At 68.3% G+C, this 12,521-nt stretch carries 12 protein-coding genes; 8 read left to right on the forward strand and 4 right to left on the reverse strand.

Translation table 11 applies throughout. The annotated features are described in order from the left end of the window. Nucleotides 1-73: 73 nt before the first annotated feature. The 4 genes from ACT53R_RS10220 to cysS all read right to left on the reverse strand — a co-directional run bounded on the left by ACT53R_RS10220 (nucleotide 74) and on the right by cysS (nucleotide 3,942). On the reverse strand, nucleotides 74-493 hold the full coding sequence (locus ACT53R_RS10220) for a hypothetical protein (protein WP_476171768.1): 420 nt from the start codon (nucleotides 491-493) through the stop codon (nucleotides 74-76). Between the two features lie 89 nt (nucleotides 494-582). After that, entirely contained in the window at nucleotides 583-1,842 is a 1,260-nt protein-coding gene (locus ACT53R_RS10225) for an MFS transporter (protein WP_476171769.1), read from the reverse strand. Between the two features lie 10 nt (nucleotides 1,843-1,852). Continuing rightward, nucleotides 1,853-2,296: a SufE family protein gene (locus ACT53R_RS10230; RefSeq protein ID WP_476171770.1), complete on the reverse strand. Its 444-nt coding sequence runs from the start codon at nucleotides 2,294-2,296 to the stop codon at nucleotides 1,853-1,855. A 224-nt stretch (nucleotides 2,297-2,520) separates the two neighbouring features. Then, nucleotides 2,521-3,942: a cysteine--tRNA ligase gene (gene cysS / locus ACT53R_RS10235; RefSeq protein ID WP_476171771.1), complete on the reverse strand. Its 1,422-nt coding sequence runs from the start codon at nucleotides 3,940-3,942 to the stop codon at nucleotides 2,521-2,523. Nucleotides 3,943-4,048: 106 nt separating this feature from the next. Here cysS and ACT53R_RS10240 point away from each other — a divergent pair, with 106 nt between their 5' ends. The 8 genes from ACT53R_RS10240 to argH all read left to right on the forward strand — a co-directional run bounded on the left by ACT53R_RS10240 (nucleotide 4,049) and on the right by argH (nucleotide 12,516). Beyond that, nucleotides 4,049-4,438 (forward strand): hypothetical protein, encoded by a 390-nt coding sequence (locus tag ACT53R_RS10240; protein WP_476171772.1) that lies wholly within the window; start codon nucleotides 4,049-4,051, stop codon nucleotides 4,436-4,438. Between the two features lie 358 nt (nucleotides 4,439-4,796). Further along, on the forward strand, nucleotides 4,797-5,801 hold the full coding sequence (locus ACT53R_RS10245) for an N-acetylornithine carbamoyltransferase (RefSeq protein WP_476171773.1): 1,005 nt from the start codon (nucleotides 4,797-4,799) through the stop codon (nucleotides 5,799-5,801). Further along, a complete protein-coding gene (locus tag ACT53R_RS10250) occupies nucleotides 5,798-7,030 on the forward strand; it encodes an argininosuccinate synthase (protein WP_476171774.1) in 1,233 nt (410 codons plus the stop codon). The genes ACT53R_RS10245 and ACT53R_RS10250 overlap by 4 nt, the downstream gene beginning before the upstream one ends. Beyond that, nucleotides 7,027-8,145 (forward strand): acetylornithine deacetylase, encoded by a 1,119-nt coding sequence (locus tag ACT53R_RS10255; protein WP_476171775.1) that lies wholly within the window; start codon nucleotides 7,027-7,029, stop codon nucleotides 8,143-8,145. The genes ACT53R_RS10250 and ACT53R_RS10255 overlap by 4 nt, the downstream gene beginning before the upstream one ends. Continuing rightward, nucleotides 8,142-9,500 carry an acetylglutamate kinase gene (locus ACT53R_RS10260; protein WP_476171776.1) on the forward strand — a complete coding sequence of 453 codons (1,359 nt, stop codon included), beginning with the start codon at nucleotides 8,142-8,144 and terminating at the stop codon, nucleotides 9,498-9,500. Before ACT53R_RS10255 ends, ACT53R_RS10260 begins: the two co-directional genes overlap by 4 nt. Next, nucleotides 9,497-10,114: a GNAT family N-acetyltransferase gene (locus tag ACT53R_RS10265; RefSeq protein WP_476171777.1), complete on the forward strand. Its 618-nt coding sequence runs from the start codon at nucleotides 9,497-9,499 to the stop codon at nucleotides 10,112-10,114. Before ACT53R_RS10260 ends, ACT53R_RS10265 begins: the two co-directional genes overlap by 4 nt. Beyond that, a complete protein-coding gene (gene argC / locus ACT53R_RS10270) occupies nucleotides 10,095-11,063 on the forward strand; it encodes an N-acetyl-gamma-glutamyl-phosphate reductase (protein ID WP_476171778.1) in 969 nt (322 codons plus the stop codon). The genes ACT53R_RS10265 and argC overlap by 20 nt, the downstream gene beginning before the upstream one ends. A gap of 166 nt (nucleotides 11,064-11,229) precedes the next feature. Continuing rightward, nucleotides 11,230-12,516 (forward strand): argininosuccinate lyase, encoded by a 1,287-nt coding sequence (gene argH / locus ACT53R_RS10275; RefSeq protein WP_476171779.1) that lies wholly within the window; start codon nucleotides 11,230-11,232, stop codon nucleotides 12,514-12,516. The last annotated feature ends 5 nt before the right edge of the window (nucleotides 12,517-12,521 follow it).

Consider the following 12,521-nt stretch of genomic DNA (forward strand, 5'->3'; position numbering starts at 1 on the left):
CCGGAACTGGTCCGAACCCGATACCATCCCCACAGGACTCACCGCCTGAGTGGCTACAAGATCCGTACGCAGGTCAGTCCAACTCACCATCCTTCTTTAGGCGCTGAATATCGTTAGAGATCGTCTTCTGTGAGCGAAGCGTCAGCTTTGCGATCTCGGTTTGTGTGAAGCCCTCTTGAAATAGTTGCTTCACCGTCTGCCTACGCTCATCAGCGGGCTGCCTTTCGATGCGGGTTTCTTGTTCTCGTATCAAGCCGGGCCTTACATCTCTGCTACGGATAAGCCTTTGGGCGCCATCCGGCGAATCTACAGTAAGCGTGACGGTATTGGAGGTCTGCTTGAGTTCGTACTGCGTGATGGTTCCGGTACGGATTCCGTCTACCAGTGCCTGCAATTGGTTGGCTACGGCAATCGCGTTATGAGAGGTAGCGGCATCAGGTGTGAGCGAAATCGGAAGATTAGGGTCAGGCGGATCAAAAGGAGAGTTAGGCATGCCTAGGGTCTCTTGGGTTGCGGGGCATGCACTTTAGTAGATTCTAGTAATTTTCGCAATATCCTAGTAATTTCTCCTTTGCCGACGACCTAGTGCAGGTCGCGCAGGTCGAGGTCGCGCAGCTTCGGCGCGCGCCAGGCGGTCAGGCCGACCACGCCGAGGGTCACGCAGCCGCCGATGACGACCGCGTGGATCAGGCCGAACGCCCGCGCCATCACGCCGTCGTAGAACGCGCCGAGTTCGTTCGACGAGCTGATGAAGATGCTGTTGATCGACGACACCCGGCCGCGCATGTGGTCGGGCGTCACCAGTTGCAGGATGGTCGAGCGCATCACCACCGAGATGCCGTCGCAGACGCCGTAGGCCAGCAGTATCGCGAACGACAGCAGCAGGTGGCGCGACAGCGCGAAGGCGATCGTGCACAGGCCGAATCCGGCGACCGCGAACAGCAGGATGCGCCCGGCGTTGCGTTCCAGCGGATGCCGCGCCAGCCACAGCGCCACGCAGACCGAGCCCAGTGCCGGCGCCGCGCGCAGGAAGCCCAGCGCGTCCGGGCCGGCGTGCAGCACGTCCTTGATGAAGGCCGGCAGCATCGACACCGCGCCGCCCAGCAGCACCGAGAACATGTCCAGCGCCATCGCGCCCAGCATCACCTGCTGCGAGAACACGAAGCGCAGGCCCTCGGCGATGCTGGCGAACACCGGGCCGCGCGCCTCGGCCGGCGGCGGTTCGCTCACGCGCAGCGCGACCAGCGCGCCCGCGGCCGCCAGCGCGACCGCGATGCCGGTGGCGTAGGCGACCGACTTGCCGGCGACGCCGATCAGCACGCCGCCGATCGCCGGGCCCAGCACCAGCGCCGCCTGGAACACCACCGCGCCGATGCTCGACCCGCGGGTGAACCGGTCGCGGGGCAGGGCGCGCGCGAACAGCGTGTTGTAGACCGGGCCGAGGAACGAGCGCACCGCGCCGGTGAACACGATCGCGGCGTAGATCATCCACGTCTGCGCCCGCGGGGCATCGGCGTGCAGCCAGCCCTGCGCGATCGCCAGCAGCAGCGCCGGGGTGATCGCCAGCCCGAGGCAGGCGACGATGCCCAGCCGCCGCTTCGGCAGGTGGTCGACCAGATGACCCGCGAACGGCGCCACCGCGAAGAACGGCAGCACCTCGGCGAGGCCGACGAGGCCGAGCTTCCACGGGTCGCGGGTGAGTTCGTAGATGTGCCAGCCGACCGTCACCGCCACGATCTGGTACGAGAGGATCGTGAACAGCCGGTACGCCATCAGCGCGACGAACGCGCGGCTGCGCAGCGGCGAGGCCTGCGCGGGGGTGGCGTCGGCGGCGGTTTCCATCGCGGCGCGGTCAGTGCGCCGCGTCGCGGGCGGCCTGTGCGCGGGCCTTGATGAACGCCAGCAGCGCGGCCAGACCGTTGTTGCGCGTCGGCGAGAGATGCTTCGCCAGCCCGATGTCGGCGATGTAGCGCGTCTCGGTGGCGAGGATCTCCTCCGCGCTGCGGCCGGCATACACGCGCAGGGCGAGGAAGATCAGGCCGGAGACGATCGCCGAGTCGCTGGCGGCGGTGAAGTCCAGCCGCGCCGCGTCGCCGTCGGCGACGATCCACACCATCGACTGGCAGCCGTGCAGGCGGTGCGCGTCAGTCTTCAGCGCGTCGTCCATCGGCGGCAGCTTGCGGCCGAGGTCGATCAGGTACTGGTAGCGCTCGGACCAGTCGCCGAAGAACGCGAACTCGTCGCGGATGGCGTCCTGGGCGTCGCTGGCGGTGGGTTCGAGGGGGAAGGTGGTCATCGGCGACATTGTAGACGCCACGTCGGGCGCGACCGGATGCGCCAACGGTCGACTGCGTTCCGCTCGGTGCGGTCGCGGATTTCCCCTCTCCCGCGGGAGAGGGGCAGGGGAGAGGGCCGGTCTGCCGCGATGCCGGATCGGCATCGTGCATTCCACGCCCTCATCCGGCGCTGCGCGCCACCTTCTCCGGCGGGGAGAAGGGCGTGGCGTCGAACGTTACGGCGTCAGGCGCGCTTCCACCGAACTCCTTGTGGCGTGTCTTCCAGCAGGATGCCTTCGTCGGCGAGCTGCTTGCGGATGGCGTCGGCACGGGCGAAGTCGCGGGCCTTCTTGGCGTCGTTGCGTTCGTCGACCAGCGCCTGGATGCGCGCATCGTCGTCGCCGGAGGCGCCGCGGGCGAACCACGCTTCGGGCGCCTGCTGCAGCAGGCCGAGGGCGAGGCCGGCACCGAGGAGCGCCGATTTGATTCCTGCAAGGTGGGAGTGTTGATCGGGGTGAGTGGATCGATACCCCATGGCAAGCAGTCGCCTTGCTTCACTGGCGTAGTTGTTCATTTCCGCGATTGCGGAGGGTGTATTTAAGTCTTCGCTGAGAATGTTTTCTATGCCTGGCGTGATTTCCGCTCCAGCTTCGACATCCGCGAGGTCGCGCAGCGTGCCGTACAGCCGGTCCAGCGTCTTGATCGACTGCTCGATCAGCGCGTCGGACCATTCCAGCGGCTGGCGGTAGTGCGCCGACAGCAGCGCGTAGCGCAGCGCTTCCGGCGGGTATTCCTGCACCAGGTCGTGCACGCGCTTGATGTTGCCGACCGACTTGGCCATCTTGGCGCCGCCGAAGTTCAGCATGCCGTTGTGCAGCCACCAGCGTGCGAACGTCGTGTGCGTGTGGCCGTGCTTGTGCGCGCACTCGCTCTGCGCGACCTCGTTCTCGTGGTGCGGGAACATCAGGTCGTTGCCGCCGGCGTGCAGGTCGATGGTCTCGCCGAGGTGGGCCTCGGCCATCGCCGAGCACTCGATGTGCCAGCCCGGGCGGCCGCGACTCCACGGCGAATCCCAGCCCGGCAGGTCGTCGGTGGACGGCTTCCATAGCACGAAGTCGCCGGCGTTGCGCTTGTACGGCGCCACTTCGACGCGGGCGCCGGCCAGCATCTCGTCGATGTCGCGGCGCGAGAGCTTGCCGTACTCGGGGAAGCTGTCGACTGCGAACAGCACGTGGCCCTCGGCGGCGTAGGCGTGGCCGTTGTCGATCAGGCGCTGGATCATCGCGATCATGTGCGGGATGTGCGCGGTCGCGGCCGGCTCGATGTCCGGGGCGAAGTCGCCGGCCACGCCCAGCGCGGCCATGTCCTCGCGGTAGGCGGCGGCGAACTTGTCGGTGATGACCGAGATCGGCACGCCCTGTTCCTTCGCCGCGGCGTTGATCTTGTCGTCGACGTCGGTGATGTTGCGGGCATAACGCAACTTGCCGTAGCGACGGCGGAGCAGGGCGGCGAGCACGCCGAACACCACCGGGCCGCGCGCGTTGCCGATGTGCACGTAGTTGTAGACGGTGGGTCCGCAGACGTACATCGTGGGCCCGGAAGCGGGGTCGCGGGGTTCGAAGGCCTCGACCCGGCGGGTCAGGCTGTTGTAGAGCTGCAGGGACATGTGGGGGTCATCCATGGAAGGCATCACGATTCTAGCCGCCCCGTTCCCGCCACGACAGCCGCGATTCAGCCAGCGCCCCCCATGGCCGCCTACACTCGGCGGTCCCATGCGTCCCCATCCCCTCGCCTTCCTCCTGTCGCTGATCCCCTGCCTGACCGCCGCCGTGCCGGCGCGCGCGGAGGATCCCGGCATCACGCCGAACGTGCGCACCGAGTACGCCCAGGTGCTGCGGGTGGATCCGGTCTACCAGACCCTGCGTGCCCAGGCGATCGAACAGCGCTGCGACCACCCGGCGGAAGCGACCGGCGTGGCCCCGACCAACCGCAACTGCCGGCCGGTGCGGGTGACGCGCGAATTCCAGCGGCCGGTGGCTTACGACGTCGACTACATCCATCGCGGCGTGAAATACCGCTCCCGCCTGCCGGTCGACCCGGGCAAGCGCTTGCGGATCAAGATCTCGATCACCCCCGACATCCCCCCCGGCGAGCGCCGCTGAGCCCGCAGGTGCCGGCGCAGCCGCCGGCAACGCACCGGCGGTCCATCCGACCTTGGTCGGAACAGGGTGGGAAATCCCCGCCGATTGCGGCCAAAACCCCGGTTTTGCCCTTGCGCGCCCGCGCCACGCGTGCGAGCATGCGCCCCCATGACGCACGCCCAGCCCCTGTCGACGAGCAGCGCCCGGATGGCCTCCGGCATGACCTCGCGCGCGCGCCGACCGGAACCCCACATTCACGCTGGGTAATCCGGAACGTCGTCCCTACGCAACGACACAAGTTTCCAGGAAAGGCCCGGCTCCCGCCGGGCCTTTTCGCTTTTCCATTCTCCATTCTCCGTTCCCTCTCCCGAGACCCGCCATGAAGCATTTCCTGAACACCCAGGACTGGAGCCGCGACGAACTGGACGCCGTGCTCACGCAGGCCGCGCTGTTCAAGCGCAACCGGTTGGGCGACCAGCTCAAGGGCAAGTCGATCGCGCTGGTGTTCTTCAACCCGTCGATGCGTACCCGCACCAGCTTCGAGCTCGGCGCGTTCCACCTCGGCGGGCACGCCGTGGTGCTGGCTCCGGGCAAGGATGCGTGGCCGATCGAGTTCGACCTCGGGACGGTGATGGACGGCGACACCGAGGAGCACATCGCCGAAGTCGCGAAGGTGCTCAGCCGCTATGTCGACCTGATCGGCGTGCGCGCCTTCCCGAAGTTCGTCGACTGGTCGATCGATCGCGAGGACCGCGTGCTCAAGTCGTTCGCGAAGTACGCGACGGTGCCGGTCATCAACATGGAGACGATCACCCATCCCTGCCAGGAACTGGCGCACGCGCTGGCGCTGCAGGAACACTTCGGCACCCACGACCTGCGCGGCAAGAAGTACGTCCTGACCTGGACCTACCATCCGAAGCCGCTGAATACCGCGGTCGCGAACTCCGCACTGACCATCGCCACCCGCCTCGGCATGGACGTGACCCTGCTGTGCCCCACGCCGGAGTACGTGCTCGACGAGCGCTACATGGGCTGGGCCGAGCAGAACGTCGCCGAGAGCGGCGGCTCGCTGACCATCAGCCACGACACCGACAGCGCCTACGCCGGCGCCGACGTGGTCTACGCCAAGAGCTGGGGCGCGCTGCCGTATTTCGGCAACTGGGCGCCCGAGAAACCCATCCGCGACCAGTTCAAGCACTTCATGGTCGACGAACGCAAGATGGCGCTCACCAACGACGCCGTGTTCTCGCACTGCCTGCCGCTGCGCCGCAACGTGAAGGCGACCGACGCGGTGATGGACGCGCCGTACTGCATCGCCGTGGACGAAGCCGAGAACCGCCTGCACGTGCAGAAGGCGGTGATGGCCGCGCTCGCGCACCAATGACCCTCTCCCACGAGTCGCCCCTCCCCATGAACGCATCCAACGACATCGTCCTCGCCTTCTCCGGCGGCCTCGACACCAGCTTCTGCGTGCCCTACCTGAAGGAGCGCGGCTGGAACGTCCACACCGTGTTCGCCGACACCGGCGGCGTCGATGCAGAAGAACGCGCCTACATCGAAGCGCGCGCGCATGAACTCGGCGTCGCCTCGCACGTCACCGTCGATGGCGGCCCCGCGCTCTGGGACGGCTTCGTCAAGCCGTTCGTGCGCGCCGGCGAGGCCTATCAGGGCCAGTACCCGCTGCTGGTCTCGGACCGCTACCTCATCGTCGACGCCAGCCTCGCGCGGGCGCGCGAGCTGGGCACCAATGCGATCGCGCACGGGTGCACCGGCATGGGCAACGACCAGGTGCGGTTCGACCTCGCAGTGAAGGCCAGCGGCGATTTCCGCATCGTCGCGCCAATCCGCGAAATCCAGAAGGAACACACCCAGACCCGCGCCTACGAGCAGAAATACCTCGAAGAGCGCGGCTTCGGCGTGCGCGCCAAGCAGAAGGCGTACACCATCAACGAGAACCTGCTGGGCGTGACGTTGTCCGGCGGCGAGATCGACAAGTGGGAAGCCCCGGGCGACGGTGCGCGTGGCTGGTGCGCGCCGCGCCGCAACTGGCCGGACGAAGTGCTGCACGTGACCGTGCGCTTCGTCGAAGGCGAGGCGGTGGCGATCGACGGCAACGCGATGGCAGGCGCGCAGCTGCTGGCGCGGCTCAACACCATGTTCGCACCCTATGGTGTGGGCCGCGGCATGTACACCGGCGACACCACGATCGGCCTGAAGGGCCGCATCGTGTACGAAGCGCCGGGCCTCGTTGCGCTGCTCACTGCGCATCGCGCGCTGGAGGAAGCGGTGCTGACCAAGCAGCAGAACCGCTACAAGCCGGATGTCGCGCGCAAGTGGGTGGAACTGGTGTACGAAGGCTTCTGGCACGATCCGCTGAAGGCCGACCTCGAAGCCTTCCTCGCCTCGTCGCAGCGCCAGGTCAACGGCGACGTCGTGCTGGAAACCCGCGGCGGCCGCGTCGACGCGGTGGCCGTGCGTTCGCCGCACATCCTCAACGCCAAGGGCGCGACCTACGCGCAGTCGGCGGACTGGGGCGTGGAGGAAGCCGAGGGCTTCATCAAGCTGTTCGGCATGAGCAGCACGCTCTGGGCCGAAGTCAACGGCGCGGAATGAACGCGACGATCGACATGCGCGACGAGATCCTCACGCACCTCGCGGCCCTGGTCGCGTTCGACACCCGCAATCCGCCGCGCGCGATCGTGCCGGCGGGCGGCATCTTCGGCTACCTGCGTGCGCAGTTGCCCGGCTTCACCTGCACCGTCACCGACCACGGCGACGGCGCGGTGTCGCTGCTCGCGGTGCGCGGCAAGCCGACGCGGGTGTTCAACGTGCACCTCGACACCGTGCCGTCGTCCGAAGCGTGGACCGCGGACCCGCTGCGCCTGCGCGTGACCGGCGATCGCGCGATCGGCCTCGGTGCCTGCGACATCAAGGGCGCCGCTGCGGGCCTGATCGTCGCCGCGCGCCATGCGAAGGGCGATGCCGCGTTCCTGTTCACCACCGACGAGGAAGCGAACGATGCGCGCTGCATCGCCGCGTTCCTCGCTGCCGGCCATCCGTTCCGCGACGCCATCGTCGCCGAGCCCACGCGCTGCGAAGCCGTGCTCGCGCATCGCGGCATCAGCTCGGTGCTGCTGAAGTTCCGCGGTGCCGCCGGCCATGCCTCGGGCGCCAACGCGATGCAGAGCAACGCGCTGCACCACGCGATGCGCTGGGGTGCGAAGGCGCTGGACGTGGTCGAAGGCGAAGCGCACCGCCGCTTCGGTGGTCTCACCGGCCTGCGGTTCAACATCGGCAAGGTCGAAGGCGGCATCAAGGCGAACGTGATCGCGCCCAGCGCCGAGGTGCGTTTCGGCTTCCGGCCGCTGCCGTCGCACGGCATCGACGACCTGCACGTGCGCTTCGGCGCCTGCGCCGCGCCGGGCACGCTGGAGCGCTACCAGGAAACCTTCCGCGGGCCGTCGCTGCCTGCGGGCGACGTGGCCGATGCGGAGAATCGCCGCCTCGCCGCGCGCGATCTCGCCGATGAACTCGGCCTGCCGATCGGCAACGCCGTCGATTTCTGGACCGAGGCCTCGCTGTTCTCGGCCGCCGGCATGAACGCGATCGTCTACGGGCCCGGCGACATCGCCCAGGCCCACACCGCCGACGAATGGGTCGCGCTCGATGATCTCGAGCGCTACACCGCGTCGATCGTCCGCATCCTTTCCGGTAGTCAAGCGGCATGAACCTGTTGCCCGAATCCGGGGTCCACGACCCCCAGACCCGGCAGACCATCGTGCGTCTGCTCTCCAGCATGGCCGGCGCCAAGGAAATCTCGCAGTACCTCAAGCGCTTCTCGCAGCTGGATGCCGCGCGCTTCGCGGTGGTCAAGGTCGGCGGCGCGGTGCTGCGCGACGATCTCGATGCGCTGACGTCGTCGCTGGCGTTCCTGCAGGACGTGGGGCTGACGCCGATCGTGATCCACGGCGCTGGCCCGCAGCTCGACGAGACGCTGTCGGCCGCGGGCATCGAGAAGCACACCGTCAACGGCCTGCGCGTGACCTCGCCCGAGGCGCTGGCGATCGTGCGCAAGGTCTTCCACGTGCAGAACCTCAAGCTGGTCGAGGCGCTGCAGGCGCGTGATGCACGCGCGACCTCGATCGTCAGCGGCGTGTTCGAGGCGGACTATCTCGATCGCGACACCTACGGCCTCGTCGGCGAGGTGAAGCGCGTCGACCTCGCACCGATCCACGCCAGCCTGCAGGCCGGTTCGATCCCGGTGATCGCCAGCCTCGGCGAGACCGCCGGCGGGCAGATCCTCAACGTCAACGCCGACTTCGCCGCGAACGAGTTGGTGCAGAAGCTGCAGCCGTACAAGATCGTGTTCCTCACCGGCACCGGTGGCCTGCTCGACGGCGACGGCAACGTCATCGACTCGATCAACCTGTCGACCGAGTACGACGCGCTGATGGCGCAGCCGTGGATCAATGGCGGCATGCGCGTGAAGATCGAACAGATCAAGTCGCTGCTGGATGCGCTGCCGCTGTCGTCGTCGGTGTCGATCACGCGCCCGGACGAACTGGCGAAGGAACTGTTCACGCACAAGGGCTCCGGCACGCTGGTGCGCCGCGGCGAGCGCGTGCTCGAAGCGCGCACGTGGGCCGACCTCGACACCGATCGTCTGCGCATGCTGATCGAATCCGCGTTCGGCCGCACGCTGGTGGCCGACTACTTCACGCGCACCACGCTGCATCGCGCCTGGGTCAGCGAGAACTACCGCGCCGCGGTGGTGCTGACGCTGGAAGACGGCGTGCCGTACCTCGACAAGTTCGCGGTGCTGGACGACGCGCAGGGCGAAGGCCTCGGTCGCGCGGTGTGGCAGCTGATGCGCGAAGCTGAGCCGCGGCTGTTCTGGCGCTCGCGCCACGGCAATCCGGTCAACGCCTTCTACGATGCCGAAGCCGATGGCGTGGTGAAGCAGCCGCGCTGGCGTGCGTACTGGTACGGCCTCGGCGATCCCGAAGGCGAGGCGATGACGACGATCCGCGCCTGCCTCGCGCACTGCCGCACGCGGCCTGCGACGCTGGTGGATCGCGCATGAGTGCCGCGTGGTCCACGCCGACGCTGAGCGGCCGCCATGTGCGGCTGGCACCGTTGTGCGCGGACCATGCCGACGGGCTGCGCGCCGCGGCCGCCGACGGCGCGCTGTGGACACTGCGCTTCACCAGCGTGCCCGGACCCGATGCGGGCGAGGCCGAGGCCTACATCGCCGCGGCGCTGGCGCAGCGCGCTGCAGGTGCGGCGCTGCCGTTCGCGGTGTTCGATGCTGAAGGCACGCTCGTCGGCAGCACGCGGTTCTACGACATCGACCGGGGCGTGCCACGGCTGAAGATCGGCTACACCTGGTATGCGGCGCGCGTGCAGCGCACCGCGCTCAACACCGAGGCGAAGCAGTTGCTGCTCGGCCATGCCTTCGACACGCTGGGCTGCGAATCGGTGACGCTCGAGACCAGCCACGAGAACCTGCGCTCGCAGGCGGCGATCCTGCGCCTCGGGGCGCAGCGCGACGGCATCCTGCGCGCGCATATGCGCCATCGCGACGGCACGCTGCGCGACACCCACGTCTTTTCGATCCTGCGCGCGGAGTGGCCGGCGGTCGCCGCGAACCTGCGCGCGAAACTGGAAGCGAATTCCCATGTTCCCGTCCAAGACTGACACCGCGCCGATCCGGGTCGGCATCGTCGGCGCCCGCGGCCACGTCGGCGCCGAGCTGATCCGCCTGATCGCCGCGCATCCGCGGTTCGTGCTGCATTTCGTCAGCTCGCGCGAACGCGACGGCGAGCGCGTCGCCGATCACCACGACGGCGTTGGTGGCGACCTGCGCTATACCGCACCGTCGCACGAAGACCTGCCGACGCTCGGCGCGGACGCGGTGGTGCTGGCGCTGCCCAATGGCAAGGCTGCGGCCTGCGTGGCGGCGTTCGATGCCGCGGGCGTTGACCCGGTCATCGTGGATCTCTCCGCCGATTATCGCTTCGACGACACGTGGTATTACGGCCTGCCCGAACTCACCCGCGACGCGTACCGTGGCCAGCGCCGGATCAGCAATCCCGGCTGCTACGCCACCGCGATGCAGTTGGCGGTCGCGCCGATGCGCGGCCTGCTCGCCGGTCCTGTGCAGTGCTTCGGCGTGTCCGGCTACTCGGGCGCCGGTACCACGCCGTCGGACAAGAACGATCCGGAGAAACTGCGCGACAACCTGATGCCGTACGCGCTGACCGGCCACGTGCACGAGCGCGAGGTCACGCGGCACCTCGGCCATCCGGTCGAGTTCATGCCGCACGTCGCGCCGCATTTCCGCGGCCTGACCATCACCGCGAACCTGCCGCTGCGCGAGGCGACGACGCGCGACACCGTCCTCGCACGCTACCGCGACGCCTATGCCGGCGAGCGGCTGGTGCGCGTGTGCGACGACGCGCCGTGGGTCAGGGAGATTGCCGGAAAGCACCACGTCGACCTCGGCGGGTTCGCGCTGTCGGAGGACGGCCGCCGCCTCGTCGTCGTCGCCACCGAGGACAACCTGCTCAAGGGCGCGGCCACGCAGGCGCTGCAGAACCTCAATCTCGCGTTCGGGCTCGACGAGATGGCCGGGATTCCGGTGTGAATCTTCCTGTCATCCCGTACGCGCTCTACTTGCGGTCATCCTCGCGCAAGCGAGGACCCAAACATGATCGCCCATCGAACCTGGGTCCTCGCATGCGCGAGGATGACGGCGCTTTTGTACCGTATGTTCCGTCGATCAGCGTGGTCGATTTCCCGAGGACAATCCCATGAGCGGTCTCCTGTGGCAGAAACCCGGCGTGCAGGTCGACGCGCGCATCCAGCGCTTCCTCGCCGGCGAGGACGTGGTGCTCGATCGCGAGTTCTTCCTGTTCGACATCGAAGCCAGCCGTGCGCATGCGCACGGCCTGCTGCGCATCGGCATCCTCGCCGCCGACGAACTCGCGGGCATCGACGTCGAGCTGACGAACCTCGCCGAGGATTTCCGCAACGGCGACTTCGTGCTCGACGAGCGCTTCGAGGACGGCCATTCGGCGATCGAGGCACGGTTGATCGATCGCCTCGGCGATGCCGGCCGCAAGATCCACACCGGCCGCAGCCGCAACGACCAGGTGCTGGTCGCGACGCGCCTGTGGCTGAAGGATCGCCTCGCGCGGCTGCAGGCGCTGTGCGTCGAGAGCGCGCAGGTCGCGCTGGCGCGCGCCGAGACCGAGGCGTCGGTGCCGCTGCCCGGCTACACCCACCTGCAGCGTGCAGTGGTGTCGTCGCTGGGCATGTGGTGGGCCGCATGGGCGGAAGGATTCATCGACGATGCGCAGCGCGCGCGTGACACGCTGGCCTGGGTCGATGCCAACCCGCTGGGCAGCGCTGCGGGCTACGGCGTCAACCTGCCGCTCGATCGCGACCATGTGACCGAAGCACTCGGTTTCGGCCGGCTGCAACTGTCTGCGGCGTACGCGCAGCTGTCGCGCGGCAAGTTCGAGATCGCCGCGGTCGAGGCGTTGGGTTCGGCGCTGCTCGACCTGCGCCGGCTCGCGTGGGATCTCAGCCTGTTCACCAGCGCCGAGTTCGCGTTCGTCGCGCTGCCGGCGCAGTACACCACCGGCAGTTCGCTGATGCCGAACAAGCGCAATCCCGATGTGGTCGAACTGATGCGCGCCAGTTACGCCAGCGTCGCCGCCGCGCGCAGCGAGATCGAACAACTGCTGTCGCTGCCGTCCGGCTACCACCGTGACCTGCAATTCAGCAAGGGCGCGATCTTCCACGCCTTCGGCCGCGGCCTCGGCGCGCTGGAACTGCTGCCGGACCTGCTGCGCAACCTCGAATGGAAGACGGACGCGATGCGTGCCGCGCTTGATCCGTCGATGTACGCGACCGATCTCGCGGTCGACCTCGCGCGCCAGGGCGTGCCGTTCCGCGATGCCTACAAACAGGCCGCCGATCCTGCGCGCTGGTCCGCCGGCGATCCCGACGCCAGCCTCGCCGCGCGCACGTCGCCCGGTGCGGCGGCGGCCTTGCGGCTCGATGCATTGAAGGCGCGCCTGTCGGCACTGTGAGACCG

Source organism: Lysobacter sp. DMC104 (genome assembly GCF_056313665.1).